This window comes from Pseudomonas sp. 382 (assembly GCF_002759075.1).
Taxonomy (GTDB): domain Bacteria; phylum Pseudomonadota; class Gammaproteobacteria; order Pseudomonadales; family Pseudomonadaceae; genus Aquipseudomonas; species Aquipseudomonas vlassakiae.
In genome coordinates this window covers 13,552-30,613 of the sequence record NZ_PEMX01000046.1, presented here as the reverse complement: position 1 = coordinate 30,613, position 17,062 = coordinate 13,552, and the positions used below count along the sequence as shown (strand labels likewise).

The window sequence follows — 17,062 nt, the reverse complement described above, 5'->3', positions numbered from 1 at the left end:
TTTCGGCTTGAAGGGGTTTCACCAAGAGGCGCTGGCTTGCTTCTATCGTCGCTTGCAAACGATGCATTCTTTATCGGCGCTTTGGTGGAAGGGGTGGGGCGATGTCTCCCACGGTCTGTACTGCTGCTAACAGTCAGAATCGGGCATTTAGTCCCACCACCCCTTCAAGTCTAACCATACAAGCGGGGTTGCCCGCGATGCGCCGCGCGGGCGGCGCTCGATCTCGCAGGCGCTGCAAGACTGTCGACGAGCACCTTTCAGCCCTCACCCAATTGCATTGCGGCTGCCTTTGTCAGTGTGGATGCACAGTAATCGCCACCAGCTTCACCACCACCGGCCTCACCATCAGCACGCACACAAATGCCACTGGCATCGCCAATTGGTAAGCCTTCAGCACATTGCTCAGGTAGTCCGGGTTCACCCCGGCATTCGCCGCCGTGATCACGAAGCACATCAGTAGCGCCATGATCGATGACATGTAAAACGCGAACACGTACGGCGTAGCGCTCGGGCGTAGTTTGCGCCGGCTGCGCGTGTGGGACAGATTGCTCATGCGATCTCCTGAAGGTTGACTGAGGGCGCAGGTTAGCAATGCCGCCGGCAGCGGCTGTAGACCCGCTGGATTGAGTTCTTTATAAAGAGATTCTTACGAATCGAAGAGCTTGCCATGGATCTGCTCAACGCCATCCGCAGCTTCATCAAAGTGGTCGAAGCCGGCAGCATCGCCGCCGGCGCCCGTAACCTCGGCCTCAGCCCGGCAGCGGTCAGCCAGAACCTGGCGCGCCTGGAAGGGCACCTGCACGTGCGCCTGCTCAGCCGTACCACCCGCAGCATGGCGCTGACGCCTGCCGGTAGCCAGTATTACGAACGGGTCAGGCACATCGAGCGCGACCTGGCCCTTGCCGAACAGGCGGTCACCACACCCGACAGTGAGCCACAAGGGCGCCTGTGCATCGCCTCGACTTCCGCTTTTGGGCGCCATGTGCTGGCGCCTCTGATCCCGGCCTTCAGCGCCCGCTATCCACTGCTTTCGATAGAATTGATAACGACTGATCGCAAGGTCAATCACGCCCGCGAAGATGTCGATGTCAGCCTGCGCATCACCCCGCAACTGGAAGACCAGCTGCTGGCGCGGCACATCGCCCGCATCCCGTTCATCTGCTGCGCGTCACCGGGTTACCTCGCCAGCGCCGGTTTGCCGACCAGTCCCGAGGTGCTGCGGGATCACCGCTGCCTGGTCTTCCGTTATCCGGTGGACGGCCGCTTCCTGCGTTGGGGCTTTGTGCGTGACGGCATGCGTTTCGAGGCGGAGTTCGGCAGCGTGTTGATCAGCGACGACATCGATGCCCTGACCCAGATGGCCCTCAACGATGGCGGCATCACCCGATTGGCCGAGTTCATCGTCAGGCCGCATCTGGCCTCGGGGGCACTGGTGCCGCTGTTCGAATACAGCGAAAGCGGCCAGGCCTACGCCCAGACCGAGCCAATGGATATCTACCTGTGCGTGGCCGATCGTTTCGCCATGACCGCAAAAGTGCGTGCGTTCATGGACTACCTGCGTGAGTCGTTGGGGGATGGCTGGCAAGTGCAGGCATGAAAAAACCGCCACGAGGGCGGTTTCTTGATGGGGCGGGTACGAATCAGAAGCGGTAGGTGAGCGAGGCACCGATACCGTGGGCGCTGTTCTCGTACTTGGCCTGGTAGCGACCCTTGGTGGGGCTGGCCAGGTTGACCTTGGTGTCCTCTTCCCACAGGTAGGAGTAGGCCACGTCGATGGTCATGTCGTCGGTTGGGCTGTAACCGGCACCGATGCTGATTGCCTTGCGATCACCCGTTGGGATGCGCGGCGAGCGGTCGGTGTTGTTGGTTGGCGACTGGTCGACAGAGAAGCCGGTACGCAGCACCCACTCCTTGTTCACCTTGTAGGAGGCGCCAATGGCGTGAGCCCAGGTATCGTGCCAGTTCTGCTCTTCGGTGATGGTGCCGAACTGGGCTCTCAGCGGTGCCGGGACGTCGTTGTTGACGGTGATGTTTTCCAGGCGGCTCCAGCGGGTCCAGGTGCTGCCGGCATACAGGGTCCACTGGTCGTCCAGTTCGTGGGTGACCGAGAAGTCCACGGACTCAGGTGTCTTGATCTTCAGCGTGGCGTCGAACTTGCTGCCGCTGAAAGGCCCGATCAGGGCGTTGTTGATCTTGGTGTCGCCTTCGAGTTTGTAGTCGACCATCGAGTGGTAGGTCAGGCCGACGCGGGTGCGGTCGGTGGCCTGCACCAGGATGCCGATGTTGTAACCGACGGCAGTGTCGTCACCCTTGATCTTCACTTCGCCATCGTTCACGCCTGGGGAGCGCGGGTTGATGGTGTTCGAGCCCAGCTCGCCCTTGATGCGGTTGATGGTCGGGCCGAAACCGATCGACACCTTGTCGTTGAAGGCGTAGCTGACGGTAGGCTGGAAGGTGATGACCTCGACGTGGCTCTTCTTGCCCCAGTAGCGAGCGGCGTCGCCGCTGCCATAATCGGTTACCAGGCCGTATGGCACGTAAACACCAAAGCCGACGCTCCAATGCTCATCGATCGGTTTCACGTAGTAGCCCATCGGGACGCCAACGGTCGGCACCATGTCACCATCGGTTTCGCCTGGCAGCGGGCGGCTGCCTGGGCCGGAAATGTCAGTCTTGGCGATTACGGCAGCTCCGCCCACGGTGACTTCCTGGCGTTTGAGGCGCGACATGCCTGCAGGGTTGCCGTACACCGTGCTGGCGTCCTCGGCAGAAGAAGAACGACCTGCAAAACCGGTACCCATGCCGCTGATGCTTTGTTCGTTAAGTGCGAAGCCGGCAGCGAACAGTTGGCTGGATGCCAGGGCAACGGCTACGCCGAGGGAGGTTTTGAGCATTGCTTTTTTCATTATTAGAAACTCCTTGTGATCTCCGGGGCGAAAAGCTACCAACAAATCACGCGCCGCGCTATAGCCTGAATTAAAGGAGATCGCGCTGTTTTGTAGGACAATCCGACCAAAATTCCATTTTTTCTAACAAAGATGTAGGACGCTTCTTAAGATGCCTGTGGCAATTTCTGCTCAACGCATAAATGCCAAGCCTGGGTAAAGTCGCGCAGGCGACCTTGGGGGTGGAAAATCTGCCGCCAGATTCGAGCCAGGCCGAGCAAGTCATCGGCCGCTGGCAGCGGCGTGGCTTGCTCTTCGACGAGCATCCAGGCGATAGCTGTGGAGTATCGCAGGTTCACCGTGAGTTCCAGGTGCGGCCCGCCGAGAAAGGCGTGCTGGCTGGCCAGGCCGCGAACCAGGCTGGCCAGCTCCGGGTCACGGGCAAGGAAATGATCCCAGATGGCTTGGTGCCGGCTTTCGCCAATGCGGTAGAGGCCGTGGCCACGGCGATCGTGCAAAGCCGAACCGAGTGCCGACTGGCTGGCCGCGATACCGAGCAGAAGGGCTTCGGCGCTGGCGCAATGGCGATTCAGATAGACCAGGGTAGGTCGGATCACATACTGACACAATTCATTCGCCGCGATACCCATGATGCCCTCGAGCAGTAAAGGGCCGACGGGCGCTGGAGCTTGGCAGCTGGTGATTTGGTCAGGCCCGCCGGAAGCGGTAAAGACCGCTCGAGTTGAAGTGTAGTGTGATAATCGTGGTGTAAAGGGCTGTTTTTAAATCGATTGCTGCCTGCCGCCCGTTGCCATATGCCTGGCGGCAATTAGCATCAGAACGATCAGGCAGCTTGCGACAGGCGCCATTCAGCTTGTGAATGCCCCGATATTCGCCGCTCACGCGGTGAGCGATTGACGGGTGCGGGCGATTACCGCCTGCAGGGGTTCCGAGTGGCTGTACTGTTCAGGGTACAGGCGTTCGGTGTGGCAGGCGATACCGTGCTCGTCCACCAGGGTGAAGCTGAAGCTGCCCTTGCGTGGGGCAACGATAAGGCACTTCAACGGCGAGAAAGCTTGGGAGAGGGTGCCAATGGCAGCCTGAATTTGATGATGAGTTTGCATGTTATTGGAGGTTCCTGCTTTAAACACGGGGATTATGATCCGTGCATGATAGAAACGTTCCAGTGACGCCTTTATTAAGGGACGAACGAACCTGACTGGAACAGGGCAGCCAGAGAGAGCGCAATCAAAGTGTGGGCGCTTGGGCTGACTGGTAGGTACTTCAGAAGGCAGGCAGCACACCGGGGCCAAGGTTCTAGGCCGTCGGGGTGGGATCCTGATCAATCTTCCGGTTGATTCGTGCTTGAACAGCGCTGGGCTGGCGAGAGAATCATCGAGGGGGCCGGTCCTGGTTTCAGCAGCGATCGTTCGGGAGAGCGATGGGCTGCAAGGACGCTTCTGGCCAGAATTGACTTTCAGCTTGGGTACTAACGTGGCGCACCTTAACGAAAATACGCGGCCTTTGCAAGCATTGCGTGTTTCTTCAGGCTAGCCGCGCAGTATGGCGTGTCTTCCTCCTTATGGGAAGAGGGGCCAACCGGCCTCCAACCGGCCCGATGGGCCAATTTCGTGCATCCAAACGCAGGCTTTCAGTGCACTTGTTCACATTCGAAGCATGACTTGTAACACGCGGGCAACAGCCCTCCTCATGCTCGCCAATGACTTGACTGGACCCTTAAGTCAATGAAAAAAAACACTAATTTTTGCTGGTGAAAAAATCGTCAGTTTGAGCGAAAGCCCCATTTTTCGGGGGTTTGCGGCCTCATTGGAGGGGTTGTCCACCGAGTTATCCACAGGAACTGTGGATTGTCCCGAGCGCTTGCTCTAGGACGGGCGTGCCAGCACCTCCGAGAACTGTCCGACAATCGTAAGGCACCTGACGACCAGCCAGTCATCCACTCGGAAACGTCAAGAAAAAATCATCGAAAAAAATTGCAATCCGCCGGAAATCGACAGGCCATGCACAAAAAAAAGGAGTAGAGTTGCGCGCCCTTCGAATTGCCATCCCTGTCGGTCATGAAGTTTCGCGGTAAACCCCTCGCCAGCCCCGTTGTCGCCTCATCAGCCCCTTCGCCCAAACGCTTTTCCCTGAAAGTGGCCCTCTGGCTGCTCGACAGCCCGAGGCTGGGTGACAAGCCTCAGATCAAACACATTGCCGGGCACCTGCTCAAGCAGCCCGCGCGCGAAGGTGTGGTGGTGGCGCAGAGCCGCTTGGGGCAAATGCTCTGCCGTGATTGCGGCAATGCCCGGGACCGTCGCATCGGCCATGAACTGCTGCGTCAGGCGGCACGGGCCGGGGACCAACGGGCGCAGCAGGAGTATGCGCGGCTGCTCGAGGCCGATGCGGCGAAACAGGCGCCCGACGGGGCAGGCTGGTAAGCTGCACTCAACTCGCAATGGTGTGATCGGGGTACGCATGACAGTGGATCTGGCCAGCATTCTGCTGGGCTTGGTGGCAGGGGCTTTGCCTTGCCTGGGGTGGGTCATGCACGTGCAGCGCCGTCAGGCTGCGCGCCACGGCGAGCAGGCCCTGCTCGAGGAGCGCCTGAGCAGTGCGCAGTTGGCGCAGGCTGGCCTGCAGGCGCAACTGGATGCCAGCCGCGACGAAGTCAGCGACCTCAGTGAAGCCAACGCCGTCAAGCAGGCCCAGCTGGCCGCCCAGGGCCGTGAACTGGAACTGCTGCAGATCGACCGCGACAACGCCCGCGATGCGGCCCACGCCTGGCACATCGAACGCGCCACTCGCGAAGCAGAACTGCGTCGTCTGGAGGCCCAGGCCGCGCGCCTGGAGGCCGAGCTGCGCGAACAGCAGGACAGTCACCAGCAGCGCCTCGAAGACCTCCAGGAGGCCCGTGACACCCTGCGCGCCCAGTTTGCCGACCTGGCCACGAAAATCTTCGACGAGCGCGAACAGCGCTTCGCCCAGACCAGCCAGCAGCACCTGGGCCAGTTGCTCGACCCGCTCAAGGAGCGTATCCAGGCGTTCGAAAAACGTGTCGAGGAAAGTTACCAGCAAGAGGCCCGCGAGCGCTTCTCGCTGGGCAAGGAGCTGGAGCGTCTGCAACAACTCAACCTGCGACTGTCAGACGAAGCCACCAACCTCACACAGGCACTCAAGGGCCAGAAGACCCAAGGTAACTGGGGTGAGCTCATTCTTGAACGGGTGCTGGAACATGCCGGCCTGGAGAAAGGCCGCGAATACCAGACCCAGGTCAGCCTGAAGAGTGCCGATGGCGAGCGCTTTCAGCCTGACGTGCTGATCATGCTGCCCGGTGACAAGCAGGTGGTGGTCGACGCCAAGGTCAGCCTTACCGCCTACCAGCAATTTGTCGGCAGCAACGACGAAGCTGCCCTCAAGCAGCACGTGCAGTCGCTGCGCAACCACGTCAAAGGCCTGTCGAGCAAGGACTACAATCGCCTCGAAGGCCTGCACAGCCTGGACTTCGTGCTGTTGTTCGTGCCGATCGAGGCAGCCTTCTCGGCGGCGCTGCAGGCCGAACCCAACCTGTTCCAGGAAGCGTTCGACCGGCAGATCGTGATCGTCAGCCCGACCACTTTGCTGGCCACCCTGCGGGTCATCGACAGCCTGTGGAAACAGGAGCGCCAGGGCCAGAACGCCCGAGAGATCGCCGAGCGCGCCGGGTGGCTGTATGACAAGTTCGTGCTGTTCATCCAGGACCTGGACGAGCTGGGCAACCGCCTGCAGCAGGTCGACAAGGCCTACGCCGCCGCTCGCAACAAGCTGTGTGAAGGGCGCGGCAACCTGGTCAGCCGCAGCGAACAGCTCAAGCTGCTCGGTGCCCGCGCCAGCAAGAGCCTGCCGGCCGAGCTGCTCGAACGGGCCCTGTCAGACGAAGCGCTGGCCGACGAGGCGGTTACTGAACCAGGCTCAGATGGCGATTGAGCAGGGCGCGCAAGGCCGCCGGCTTCACCGGTTTGGCCAGGTAGTCCAGGCCTGCGGCATGCACGGTGGCCAAGGTTTCCTTGCTGCCGTCGGCGCTGATCACCACGCCGGGCACCGGCTCGCCCAGGCGTGCACGTAACCAGCCCATCAGCCCGGTGCCGGTTTCGCCGTCATCCAGGTGAAAGTCCACCAACGCCAGGTGCGGGCGCATGCCCTTGGCCAGCAACGCTTCGCACTCGGCGCGGTTGCGCGCAGTCCATACCTGGCAGCCCCAGCGGCTGAGCAGGCTGTTCATGCCGATCAGGATGCTGTCTTCATTGTCCACGCACAGCACCTGCAAGCCGGCCAGCGGCTGGCTCGCGGTTTCTACCGGGGTGCTCGGCGCCGCTGCGGCCTGATGGGCAATCGGCACGTGGACGCGAAACACCGTGCCCTTGCCGGGCCAGGAGCGCACCTGCAAGCTGTGGCCAAGCACCCGGCACAGGCCGTCGGCGATCGCCAGGCCAAGGCCGAGGCCTTTTTCGGCGCGGGTCTGGTGGCTGTCCAGGCGCTTGAACTCCTGGAAAATCACCTGCAGCTTGTCGTCGGCGATACCCGGGCCTCGGTCCCAGACCTCCAGCCACAGGTGCTCGCCCTGGCGGCGTACACCCAGCAGGATCGGGCTTTTGCCGTAGCGCAAGGCATTGGTGAGGAAATTCTGCAGCACCCGGCGCAGCAGTTTCATGTCGCTGTTGACCCGCAGGCGGCTGCCGCGCAAGCGGAACTCCAGGCCCTTCTCGGCGGCCAGCACCTTGAACTCGGCGCCAAGGGTGTCGAACAGTTCATTGAGGGCGAAGGGTTTGGCGTCGGGGGTGATCTTGCCGTTTTCCAGGCGCGAGATGTCCAGCAGGTCGCTGATCAGCTCTTCGGCCGAGCGCAGCGAGCTGTCCATGTGCTGCACCAGTTGCTGGGCCTCTTCGTTCATGCCTTCGGCCTGCTGCGACAGGGCGGCGGAGAACAGTCGCGCAGCGTTCAGCGGCTGCATCAGGTCATGGCTGACCGCAGCGAGGAAGCGGGTCTTGGACTTGCTCACCGCTTCGGCCTGGCTCTTGGCTTCCGACAGGGCCTGGTTGAGTTGCGACAGCTCGTGAGTGCGTTCGGCCACGCGCTGCTCCAGGCGTTCGTTGGCGTCGCGCAACGCCTGTTCGGCTTCGCGGAACGGCGTGATGTCGGTGAAGCTCATCACAAAGCCCCCACCGGGCATCGGGTTGCCGATCAGTTCGATGACCCGGCCATTGGGAAACAACCGCTCGGAAGAGTGGGCGCGGCCTTGGCGCATCCAGTGCAGGCGCCGCGCCACGTGGACTTGCGCCTCGCCCGGGCCGCACAGGCCGCGCTCGGCGTTGTAGCGGATGATGTCGGCGATCGGCCGGCCGACGCTGATCAGGCCCTCGGGGTAGTTGAAGAGCTCCAGGTAACGGCGGTTCCATGCCACCAGATGCAGGTTCTGGTCGACCACGCTGATGCCCTGGTTGATGTTCTCGATGGCACCCTGCAGCAACGCGCGGTTGAACTGCAGTACTTCGCTGGCTTCGTCGGCGATGCGCACCACGTCTTCAAGCTGCATGTCGCGGCCTTCGATGGCGGCCTTGACCACGGCACGGGTCGAGGAGGTGCCGAGCACACCGGCCAGCAGGCGTTCGGTGTGTTCGATCCAGTCGCCATCGGCGTTCTGGTTGGGGTTGAAACCCTTGCCCTGGCGGTAGGCGAAGCGGATGAAGCTTTGCCGCGCGCGCTCCTCGCCGACGAAGCGCGAGGCGAGGGTGAGCAGGTCTTCGATCTGCACGGCCAGCAACGGTTTGCTGCTGGGCCGGGCGCTGGTCTGCTGGCCGATGAAGCGGCCTGCCTGCCAGTGCTCAGACACGCGGGTGCGCGACAACATCGACACCCATACAAACAGCGTGAAGTTGCCCGCCAGCGACAGCACTACCCCCTGGGTCAAGGGGCTGATCGGTAGGTCGAGCGGGTTGCCATGCAGCCAGGCCAGGCCCGGGAACAGACCCAGCGACAGGCCCAGGCTATGGGCGATGATCGGCAGCACCAGGGTGTAGAACCACAGGAAGATGCCCGCCGCCAGGCCGGCGAACACTCCACGGCGGTTGGCCTGCTTCCAGTACAGCGCGCCGAGCATGGCCGGGGTCAGCTGGGTGACGGCGGCGAAGGCGATCTGGCCGATGGTCGCCAGGCTTGCGGTGGAGCCGAGCAGGCGGTAGCTGACATAGGCCAGCAGCAAGATCACCACGATGGTCACCCGGCGTACCGAGAGCATCCAGTGGCGGAACGCTTCGAACGGCCGCTCGGCATTGTTGCGGCGCAGCAGCCAGGGCAGCAGCATGTCGTTGGAGACCATGGTCGACAGCGCTACCGCCTCGACGATGACCATGCCGGTAGCGGCCGAAGCACCGCCGATGAAAGCCAGCAGGGCCAGGCTGGGGTGGGCTTCGGCCAGCGGCAGGCTGATGACGAAGGAGTCGGATATCACCGTGCCCGGCAGCAGCATCTGCCCGGCCAGCGCGATCGGCACCACGAACAGTGCAGCCAGCGCCAGGTACAGCGGGAACACCCAGCGCGCCAGGCGCATGTCCTGGGGTTCGATGTTCTCCACCACGGTGACATGGAACTGCCGCGGCAGGCAGATGATCGCCATCATCGCGACGGCGGTTTGCACCACCATCGACGGCCAGTTGATGGTTTCCTGCCAATAGCTGTCCAGTTGCACCGACTGGCGCGCCTGGCTGAGCAGGTCGTTGAAGCCGTCATACAGGTTGAACACCACGAACACGCCCACCGCGAGGAATGCCAGCAGCTTGATCAGCGACTCGAAGGCGATCGCCAGGACCATGCCGCGGTGGTGCTCGGTGACGTCCAGGCTGCGGGTGCCGAAGACGATGGCAAACAGCGCCAGCACCAGCGACACCACCAGCGCGGTGTCCTGCACCCGGGTGCCGGTGGCGTCGGCATTGGCGCCGATCAGCAGGTTGACGCCGAGCACGATGCCCTTGAGCTGCAGGGCGATATAAGGCAGCACGCCAACCAGGCAGATCAGCGCCACCACCACCGCCAGCGACTGCGACTTGCCATAGCGAGCGGCGATGAAGTCGGCGATCGAGGTGATGTTCTGCTGCTTGCTGATCAGCACCATCTTCTGCAGCACCCACGGCGCGAAGATAAGCAGCAGGATCGGCCCGAGGTAGATCGGCAGGAACGCCCACAGCTGTTCCGCGGCCTGGCCGACCGCGCCGAAGAACGTCCAGCTGGTGCAGTACACCGCCAGCGACAGGCTGTAGACCCAGGCACGCAGGCGCGGCGGCAACGGCGTGCTGCGGCGGTCGCCGTAGAAGGCGATGGCGAACATGACGGCCATATAGGCCAGGGCGACCACGGCGATCAGCCCGCTGGACAACGACATGAAAACTCCGGAGCAAGAAAGATAACGCGGTCCCGATCAATCAGTCTGGCACGCAGGCGGCGGTTCGTCAGCGCAGACGATGGTCGCAGCGGCGAGTCGTCGCAGGCTCATCGTTTGCCTGTACCGGCCTCTTCGCGGGCGTGCCCGCGAAGAGGCCAGTACAGGCAACATCATCCCCGACGAGTGCCCAGCCAGTAGAACACTCCCGCCAGTATCACCGACATCACCAGCAGGTAGAAGATCACCCCCGGCCACCACCGCCCCAGGGCAAACCCCACCAGCACCGGCCCCAGCGCTGCCCCGAGGTTGGACAGGTTCTGCGCCCCGTAATACACCCCGCGCAGGTGCTCCGGGGCAATCAGGTCGATGAACATGTACTCGGCGGGTATGACGATGATTTCACCGAGGGTGAACACCAGCATCGCCAGGCACCAGGCCACTATCGACCCGGCCATGGCAAAGCCGAGCAGCCCGGCGATGAACAGCGCCATGCCGGCCAGCAGCCAGGGCATCAGCTGCTGGCGGCCGATGCGTCGACCGATCAGGTACTGCAGGGCTATCACCGTCACCGCGTTGGTGGTTACCAGGTAACCGACCAAGCGTGCCGCCTCGCTGGCGCTGCTGGTCACCACCAGGTACTGCGACAAGTAGGCGGTGAACTGGCCGAACACCACCGCGCTCAGCACGCCGCCCAGGGTAAAGCACACCAGCCTGCGGTCACGCGCCAGCCCCAGCGCAACCTGCCTGAATCCGACGCTCGGCTGCTCCTGGGCACTGGCCTGCAGCCCACGGTCGCCGAGCCGCCAGTAGGCCATGCACATGCCCAGGCCGGTCAACGCCGAGGCAATGAAAGGCAGGTGGTCGTCCAGCTCCAGCATGGCCACGCCAAGCAACGGGCCGACGGCATAACCGACGTTGCTCAGGGTGTACTTGATGGCGAACACCTCGGCCCGTTGTTCCACCGGCAGCAGCGCGCAGAAGCCGGCCTTGGCGGCGATGTCGACCACCGCCAGGGCCAGGTTGATCAGCACCAGGCAGGTGAAGAACAGCCATACCGAACGGCTGGCGACGGCGACCATGAAGGCGAGAGCGAAGACCAGCGTGCTGGCGCTGACCAGAGTGTGGTTGCGCACGGTGTCGACCAGGTGTCCGCCGTACAGGCTCAGCAGCGAAGCAACGATCAGCGCGCCACCGATCAGCAGGCCGATCTGGCCGACCGGCAGCTGGAAGTTGTCGGCCAGATAGACCACCAGGTAGGGCAGGGTGAGGGCGCGGGCCACCGTCAGGGTGAACGTTGTGGTCAGCAGCAGGCGGACGCTGGCGGGATAGCCTTTCAGGGCAGCGAGCATTACCACATCCTTGTCATGGGGATTTTCCGATGGTGAGGATAAGGGAGGCCAGCAGCGGCGACCAGCGGAGGATTGACAGCTCGGACCCCACGGGGAATACTCTCGGAAAATTCATATATATGTTTACATAACAAGACGAGAGCCGACCCATGCACCCACTGTCCGGTGATGCTCGACTACCCCGCTATCAACAACTGCGCGATCACCTGATCGAGCAGATTGCCAACAACCGCTGGCGCCCGGGCGAGGCCATTCCCACCGAAGCCGCCCTGGCCACCGAGTTCGACATGTCTGTCGGCACCGTGCGCAAGGCCGTCGACGTGCTGGTCGCCGAAGGCGTGCTGGAGCGTCAGCAGGGCCGCGGCACGTTCATCCGCCGCCCACAGTTCCAGTCTTCGCTGTTCCGCTTCTTCCGCTTCGAAAGCGCCACCGGCGAGCGGCTGATGCCGGAAAGCCGCATTCTCTCGATCGAGCCGGTATTGGCACCGTCGGCCGTTGCCCAGGCCTTGGGCCTGGCCGTCGAAGCCGAGGTCATCCGCATTGTCCGTACCCGTCTGCTCGGCGCCCAGCCGGTGCTTGCCGAGGAAATCTGGCTGCCGCGCCAGACGTTCCAGCCACTGCTTGACGTCGAGCTCGATAGCAAAGGCCCGCTGCTCTACCCCATCTACGAGGAGCTGTGCGGCCAAGTGGTCGCCTACGCCGAAGAGACCCTGACCGCCGAAGCGGTCGATGCTGCCCATGGCCGCTTGTTGCAGCTACCGGCCAACAGCCCGGTGGTGGTGATCGAGCGCCTGGCCCGCGATTACGCCGGCAAACCGCTGGAATGGCGCCGCTCGCGCGGCCACGCGCAACACTTCCGCTACCGCGTCGACATTCGCTGAGCCGTTAAACCGGCTGCTTCGCCCGTTACCCGTCTGCGCCGTTCTGCCACGGCGCAGTGGCTTCGCCTGCCCGGTCGCCAGCCTGCCAGAGCTTCGGCACGCCCGGCCGTAACAAACACGACCAAGAAGGATAACAACCATGTTCAGCTGGTATCGCCAGATCACATTACGGGAACGCAAGACGTTCTGGGCCTGTTTCGGTGGCTGGTCGCTCGATGCGCTGGAAGTGCAGATGTTCGGCCTGGCCATTCCCGCGCTGATCGCCGCGTTCTCGCTGACCAAGGGCGATGCTGGCCTGATCAGCGGAGTGACCCTGGTGACCTCGGCGCTCGGTGGTTGGCTCGGTGGCACCCTGTCGGACCGTTATGGCCGCGTGCGCACCCTGCAGTGGATGATCCTCTGGTTCTCCTTCTTCACCTTCCTTTCGGCGTTCGTCACCGGCTTCTACCCGTTGCTGTTCGTCAAGGCCATGCAGGGCTTCGGCATCGGTGGCGAGTGGGCGGCCGGTGCGGTGCTGATGGCCGAGACCATCAACCCGAAATACCGCGGCAAGGTCATGGGCACGGTGCAAAGCGCCTGGGCTGTAGGCTGGGGCCTGGCGGTGGGGCTGTTCACCCTGATCTATTCGCTGGTACCGGCCGAGTACGCCTGGCGGGTGATGTTCTTCGTCGGCCTGCTGCCGTCGCTGCTGATCATCTGGGTACGCCGCAACGTGCCGGAGCCGGACAGCTTCCAGCGCCTGCAGAAGGAGAAGGCCATTCCCGGCAGCTTCTTCAAGTCGATGTCCGGCATCTTCCGCCCGGAGCTGCTGCGCGTGACCTTGCTCGGCGGCCTGCTGGGCCTGGGCGCCCACGGCGGTTACCACGCGGTGATGACTTGGCTGCCGACCTTCCTCAAGACCGAACGCAACCTGTCGGTGCTGAACTCCGGTGGCTACCTGGCGGTGATCATATTCGCCTTCTGGTGTGGTTGCGTGGTCAGCGGCCTGCTGATCGACCGCATCGGCCGGCGCAAGAACATCCTGCTGTTCGCGCTGTGCTGCGTGCTCACGGTGCAGGCCTATGTGTTCTTCCCGCTGAGCAATACCCAGATGCTGTTCCTCGGCTTCCCGCTGGGCTTCTTCGCCGCTGGCATCCCGGCCAGCCTGGGGGCGTTCTTCAACGAACTGTACCCGGCCGACGTGCGCGGTGCCGGGGTCGGCTTCTGCTACAACTTCGGCCGCGTGCTGTCGGCGGTGTTCCCGTTCCTGGTCGGCCACATGAGCGAATCCATGTCGCTGGGTAGTGCGATCGGTATCGATGCCGGCATCGCCTACGGCGTGGCCATGCTCGCCGCGCTGTGCCTGCCGGAAACCCGTGGCCGCAACCTTGAGACCACGCCAGCGCCAGAAATGGCTGGCGCTGTCGCCAAGTAACCTGACTGTCCTGTGATGACCATGCCCGACGTTCCTGTTTCACACCTCACCGCCATCGACAGCCATGCCCACGTGTTCAGCCGTGGGCTGAACCTGGCCAGCGAGCGGCGTTACGCGCCCAGCTACGATGCGCCGCTGGGCGACTACCTGGGCCAGTTGCTGGCCCATGGTTTCAGCCATGGCGTACTGGTGCAGCCCAGTTTTCTGGGCACCGACAACCGCTACCTGCTCAGCGCCCTGCAAACCGCGCCGGGGCAACTGCGCGGGGTGGTGATGCTTGACCGGGACGTCGAGCGCGAGACGATGCAGGAAATGGATCGGCTTGGGGTCAGGGGCGTGCGTCTGAACCTCATGGGCCAGGGCCTCCCAGACCTGACGGGCGCCGAATGGCGACCCCTGCTGGAACGCATTGGTGAACAGGGCTGGCATCTGGAGCTGCACCGCCATGTCGCGGACACCCCTGCGCTGTTGCGGGCCCTGGAGCCTTATGGTCTGAACATTGTGGTCGACCATTTCGGTCGGCCCGATGCCCGTCTGGGGCTTGGGCAACCGGGCTTTGCCGAGCTGTTGACGCTGGGCGGCAAGGGCAAGGTGTGGGTCAAGGTGTCCGGCATTTATCGACTGGAAGGTACGCCGGAGCAGAATCTGGCGTTTGCACGTCAGGCCCTGTGCGCTCTGGAGGCCCATTACGGTGCTGAACGACTGATGTGGGGCAGCGACTGGCCGCATACCCAGCATGAGTCAGCGGTGAGCTTTACCACGGCGGTCGAGCAGTTCGAGGCCTTGGGCTGCTCGGCTGAATTGCGCCGGGCGCTGCTGGTGGATACTGCTCAGGCGTTGTTCGGGTTCGAGTGATGTAGCGACTGTGCCGGCCTCTTCGCGGGCGCGCCCGCTTCCACAGGATCACCGCAGTCTTGAAGACTGCGCAGTACCTGTGGGAGCGGGCAAGCCCGCGAAGAGGCCAGCACAGGAAAATCAGAACCGGAACCGGCTGATCATCTGCTGCAACTGCCCACCCAGCCGCGCCAGCTCCACACTGGACGCCGAAGTTTGCTGACTGGCCTCGGCGGTCTGTTCGGAAATATCCCGCACTGTCACCACGCTGCGGCTGATCTCTTCAGCCACCGCACTCTGCTGCTCCGAAGCCGCGGCAATCTGTTGGTTCATCAGCTCAATCGCCGATACCCGCTGGGTAATCCCCTCCAACGCCACCCCGGCCTCACGCACCAGCGCCACGCTGCTTTCGGTCAGGCTCTGGCTCTGCTCCATCAGCTCGCTCACCGAGCGGGTGCCTTGCTCAAGGCTGCCGATCGCCGATTCGATCTCCAGTGTCGATGCCTGGGTACGCTGTGCCAGGCTGCGCACTTCATCTGCCACCACGGCGAAACCACGGCCCGCTTCACCGGCCCGGGCCGCTTCGATGGCGGCATTGAGCGCCAGCAGGTTGGTCTGTTCGGCCACGGCCTTGATCACGTCCATGACCTTGCCGATACGCTGGCTCTCGGTGCGCAGCGCGCCCATGGCTTCGCCAGTGGCGTCCACCTGGCTGGCCAGGCGGCTGATCTGGGCCACGGCGCGGTTGACCACGCTGTCACCTTCACGGGCTTCCTCGTCGGTGGCGCTGGCGGCGCTAGAGGCTTCGCCGGCATTGCGCGCGACTTCGTGGACGGTGGCAGCCATTTCCTGCATGGCCGTCGCCACCTGGTCGGTTTCCACCTTCTGGTTGTTGGCACCGGCACTGGTCTGCTCGGTGATCGCCGAAAGCTCCTCGGTAGCGCTGGCAATCTGCGAAATGCCATCGCGCACCTGGGCGATCAGCTCACGCAGGTTGCGGGTCATGCCCTGCAGGGCGTTCTGCAGTTGGCCGACTTCGTCGCGGCGGCGGCTGGCCGGTTGTTCGCTGAGGTCACCGGCAGCCACCTGTTCCATGGTTTTCAGTGCCTGGCGCAGCGGCTGGCTGATCTGCCGGGCGATGACCATGGCAGCCAGGGCGCCGAGCAGCAAGGCGAGCAGGGTGGTGGCGATCTGCAGGGTGCGGGCGAAGTGGCTGTCCCTGGCGACCAGCACCGCCTGGTCGTCCAGCAGTTGGCCTATGACACCGTTGAGGGTTTCGATATCGTTGGCCATGGCGGCGCGGTAGTCCACCAGGTGGCTGACCTCGCCACGGAACGCCTCTACGGCCTTCGCATAGGCCTGCACCTGCTGCTCCAGTTGCTGGAACTGCTGCGGGAAATTGCCGTTGAAGCGGGCGACCAGCCCCGGCAGATCGTTCACCGTGGTGGCGATCTGGCTGTTCATCAGTTTCTCGGTCTCGGCATTGGTATTACCGGTATAACCACGAACGTGGTAGCGCAGCAGGATCAGGTTTTCGCGTATCTGGTTGATGGCCTCGATGCGCACGAAACGCTCCTCGGCATCGGGTAAAGCGCGGACCTGATTGCGAATCTGCTCGATGCTGGCGAACGACTGGGTGGCCAGGGCGCCCATTTCCTTTTGCGCCGCGCGCATCTTTTCATAGGAGCGGAAACTGGCGGCCTGGTTGCCGCTGTAGCTCTGCAGTGCCTGGTCGGCGGTATTGATCAGCGCATGGGACTGCGCCCTGATCATCACCTCGCGCAGCTTTGCCAGTGTCGGCTTGAAGGCGTCCAGCGCAACTTGCAGCTGTTTGCTCTCGGCGGGGGCGCCGTTGGCCATGGCATGGCGCAAGCGCGCTTCGCGCAGGTCGCCGAGGGCGTCGTTGAGGCGCGATACGTCGCTGACGACCTCACTACGGCGTACCAGGCTGCCCAGGCCGTCCCAGCTGATCAGCGACTGCACAAGTGTCAGGCACAGCACCAGGCCGAAACCGAGAAAGAGTTTGTGGGCGATCCTGAGGTCGCCAAACCAGGTAAACATTACTGCCGAGCTCCTTTTCTTATGCGTTGGAGGAGACCTGAGGTCTGTTCCTTCTGTCAGATATAGTCATCTATATGAATTATCGGCATGTGTAACAAAGTCTGAACAGTGGCTGGCGAAAAATTAATATCACTGTGATATCAAATTGTGAGCGGGTTCCTGAATTGTCCGGTGTTCCTTGCCAGGCGGTTGCTTTCCCATGCAGATTTGTGGCTTGCAGCGCT

General features: G+C 63.0%; 13 protein-coding genes and 1 pseudogene. 6 read left to right on the top strand and 8 right to left on the bottom strand.

The window, feature by feature from the left end; genetic code table 11:
• Positions 1 to 292: 292 nt before the first annotated feature.
• Positions 293 to 553: a DUF2798 domain-containing protein gene (locus CQW31_RS28380; protein ID WP_054887048.1), complete on the bottom strand. Its 261-nt coding sequence runs from the start codon at positions 551 to 553 to the stop codon at positions 293 to 295.
• A gap of 114 nt (positions 554 to 667) precedes the next feature.
• Between CQW31_RS28380 and CQW31_RS28375 the strand changes: the two genes are divergently transcribed.
• Positions 668 to 1,597 carry a LysR family transcriptional regulator gene (locus CQW31_RS28375; protein WP_054887047.1) on the top strand — a complete coding sequence of 310 codons (930 nt, stop codon included), beginning with the start codon at positions 668 to 670 and terminating at the stop codon, positions 1,595 to 1,597.
• Positions 1,598 to 1,640: 43 nt separating this feature from the next.
• Here the strand turns inward: CQW31_RS28375 and CQW31_RS28370 are convergent, their stop codons facing one another.
• The 3 genes from CQW31_RS28370 to CQW31_RS28360 form a co-directional block, all read right to left on the bottom strand.
• Entirely contained in the window at positions 1,641 to 2,906 is a 1,266-nt protein-coding gene (locus tag CQW31_RS28370; RefSeq protein WP_054887046.1) for an OmpP1/FadL family transporter, read from the bottom strand.
• A gap of 146 nt (positions 2,907 to 3,052) precedes the next feature.
• Positions 3,053 to 3,535, bottom strand: coding sequence for a hypothetical protein (locus CQW31_RS28365; protein WP_054887045.1), 483 nt, complete (start codon positions 3,533 to 3,535; stop codon positions 3,053 to 3,055).
• Between the two features lie 249 nt (positions 3,536 to 3,784).
• Positions 3,785 to 4,009, bottom strand: a complete 225-nt coding sequence (locus tag CQW31_RS28360) for a hypothetical protein (RefSeq protein WP_054887044.1) — start codon at positions 4,007 to 4,009, stop codon at positions 3,785 to 3,787.
• A gap of 954 nt (positions 4,010 to 4,963) precedes the next feature.
• Here CQW31_RS28360 and CQW31_RS28355 point away from each other — a divergent pair.
• Positions 4,964 to 5,326, top strand: coding sequence for a sel1 repeat family protein (locus CQW31_RS28355; RefSeq protein WP_054887050.1), 363 nt, complete (start codon positions 4,964 to 4,966; stop codon positions 5,324 to 5,326).
• 151 nt (positions 5,327 to 5,477) lie between these two features.
• Positions 5,478 to 6,851 carry a DNA recombination protein RmuC gene (gene rmuC, locus CQW31_RS28350; protein WP_178075595.1) on the top strand — a complete coding sequence of 458 codons (1,374 nt, stop codon included), beginning with the start codon at positions 5,478 to 5,480 and terminating at the stop codon, positions 6,849 to 6,851.
• Here the strand turns inward: rmuC and CQW31_RS28345 are convergent.
• The gene (locus CQW31_RS28345; protein WP_099815959.1) at positions 6,823 to 10,299 is read right to left on the bottom strand and encodes a hybrid sensor histidine kinase/response regulator; all 3,477 of its coding nucleotides are present in this window, start codon (positions 10,297 to 10,299) and stop codon (positions 6,823 to 6,825) included. The two genes, rmuC and CQW31_RS28345, sit on opposite strands and share 29 nt — an antisense overlap.
• Before the next feature lie 170 nt (positions 10,300 to 10,469).
• Positions 10,470 to 11,648 carry an MFS transporter gene (locus CQW31_RS28340; RefSeq protein WP_099815958.1) on the bottom strand — a complete coding sequence of 393 codons (1,179 nt, stop codon included), beginning with the start codon at positions 11,646 to 11,648 and terminating at the stop codon, positions 10,470 to 10,472.
• Between the two features lie 149 nt (positions 11,649 to 11,797).
• Here CQW31_RS28340 and CQW31_RS28335 point away from each other — a divergent pair, with 149 nt between their 5' ends.
• The 3 genes from CQW31_RS28335 (at position 11,798) to CQW31_RS28325 (ending at position 14,798) form a co-directional block, all read left to right on the top strand.
• Positions 11,798 to 12,529, top strand: a complete 732-nt coding sequence (locus tag CQW31_RS28335) for a GntR family transcriptional regulator (protein ID WP_054887040.1) — start codon at positions 11,798 to 11,800, stop codon at positions 12,527 to 12,529.
• Positions 12,530 to 12,668: 139 nt separating this feature from the next.
• Positions 12,669 to 13,943, top strand: coding sequence for an MFS transporter (locus tag CQW31_RS28330; protein WP_099815957.1), 1,275 nt, complete (start codon positions 12,669 to 12,671; stop codon positions 13,941 to 13,943).
• A gap of 21 nt (positions 13,944 to 13,964) precedes the next feature.
• Entirely contained in the window at positions 13,965 to 14,798 is an 834-nt protein-coding gene (locus tag CQW31_RS28325) for an amidohydrolase (RefSeq protein ID WP_099815961.1), read from the top strand.
• A gap of 120 nt (positions 14,799 to 14,918) precedes the next feature.
• Here CQW31_RS28325 and CQW31_RS32295 read toward each other — a convergent pair whose 3' ends face one another.
• Both CQW31_RS32295 and CQW31_RS32290 read right to left on the bottom strand, forming a co-directional pair.
• Positions 14,919 to 15,782, bottom strand: a complete 864-nt coding sequence (locus CQW31_RS32295) for a methyl-accepting chemotaxis protein (protein ID WP_371263270.1) — start codon at positions 15,780 to 15,782, stop codon at positions 14,919 to 14,921.
• Positions 15,774 to 16,838, bottom strand: a pseudogene (locus tag CQW31_RS32290) (methyl-accepting chemotaxis protein); the annotation flags it as partial. The pseudogene CQW31_RS32290 and the gene CQW31_RS32295, both read right to left, overlap by 9 nt.
• Positions 16,839 to 17,062: the final 224 nt, after the last annotated feature.

Bases quoted from the DNA above. Each gene is read 5' to 3' on its own strand.
- CQW31_RS28380 (WP_054887048.1), bottom strand. From the start codon at position 553: ATGAGCAATCTGTCCCACACGCGCAGCCGGCGCAAACTACGCCCGAGC.
- CQW31_RS28375 (WP_054887047.1), top strand. From the start codon at position 668: ATGGATCTGCTCAACGCCATCCGCAGCTTCATCAAAGTGGTCGAAGCC.
- CQW31_RS28370 (WP_054887046.1), bottom strand. From the start codon at position 2,906: ATGAAAAAAGCAATGCTCAAAACCTCCCTCGGCGTAGCCGTTGCCCTG.
- CQW31_RS28365 (WP_054887045.1), bottom strand. From the start codon at position 3,535: ATGGGTATCGCGGCGAATGAATTGTGTCAGTATGTGATCCGACCTACC.
- CQW31_RS28360 (WP_054887044.1), bottom strand. From the start codon at position 4,009: ATGCAAACTCATCATCAAATTCAGGCTGCCATTGGCACCCTCTCCCAA.
- CQW31_RS28355 (WP_054887050.1), top strand. From the start codon at position 4,964: ATGAAGTTTCGCGGTAAACCCCTCGCCAGCCCCGTTGTCGCCTCATCA.
- CQW31_RS28345 (WP_099815959.1), bottom strand. From the start codon at position 10,299: ATGTCGTTGTCCAGCGGGCTGATCGCCGTGGTCGCCCTGGCCTATATG.
- CQW31_RS28340 (WP_099815958.1), bottom strand. From the start codon at position 11,648: ATGCTCGCTGCCCTGAAAGGCTATCCCGCCAGCGTCCGCCTGCTGCTG.
- CQW31_RS28335 (WP_054887040.1), top strand. From the start codon at position 11,798: ATGCACCCACTGTCCGGTGATGCTCGACTACCCCGCTATCAACAACTG.
- CQW31_RS28330 (WP_099815957.1), top strand. From the start codon at position 12,669: ATGTTCAGCTGGTATCGCCAGATCACATTACGGGAACGCAAGACGTTC.
- CQW31_RS28325 (WP_099815961.1), top strand. From the start codon at position 13,965: ATGCCCGACGTTCCTGTTTCACACCTCACCGCCATCGACAGCCATGCC.
- CQW31_RS32295 (WP_371263270.1), bottom strand. From the start codon at position 15,782: ATGACCCGCAACCTGCGTGAGCTGATCGCCCAGGTGCGCGATGGCATT.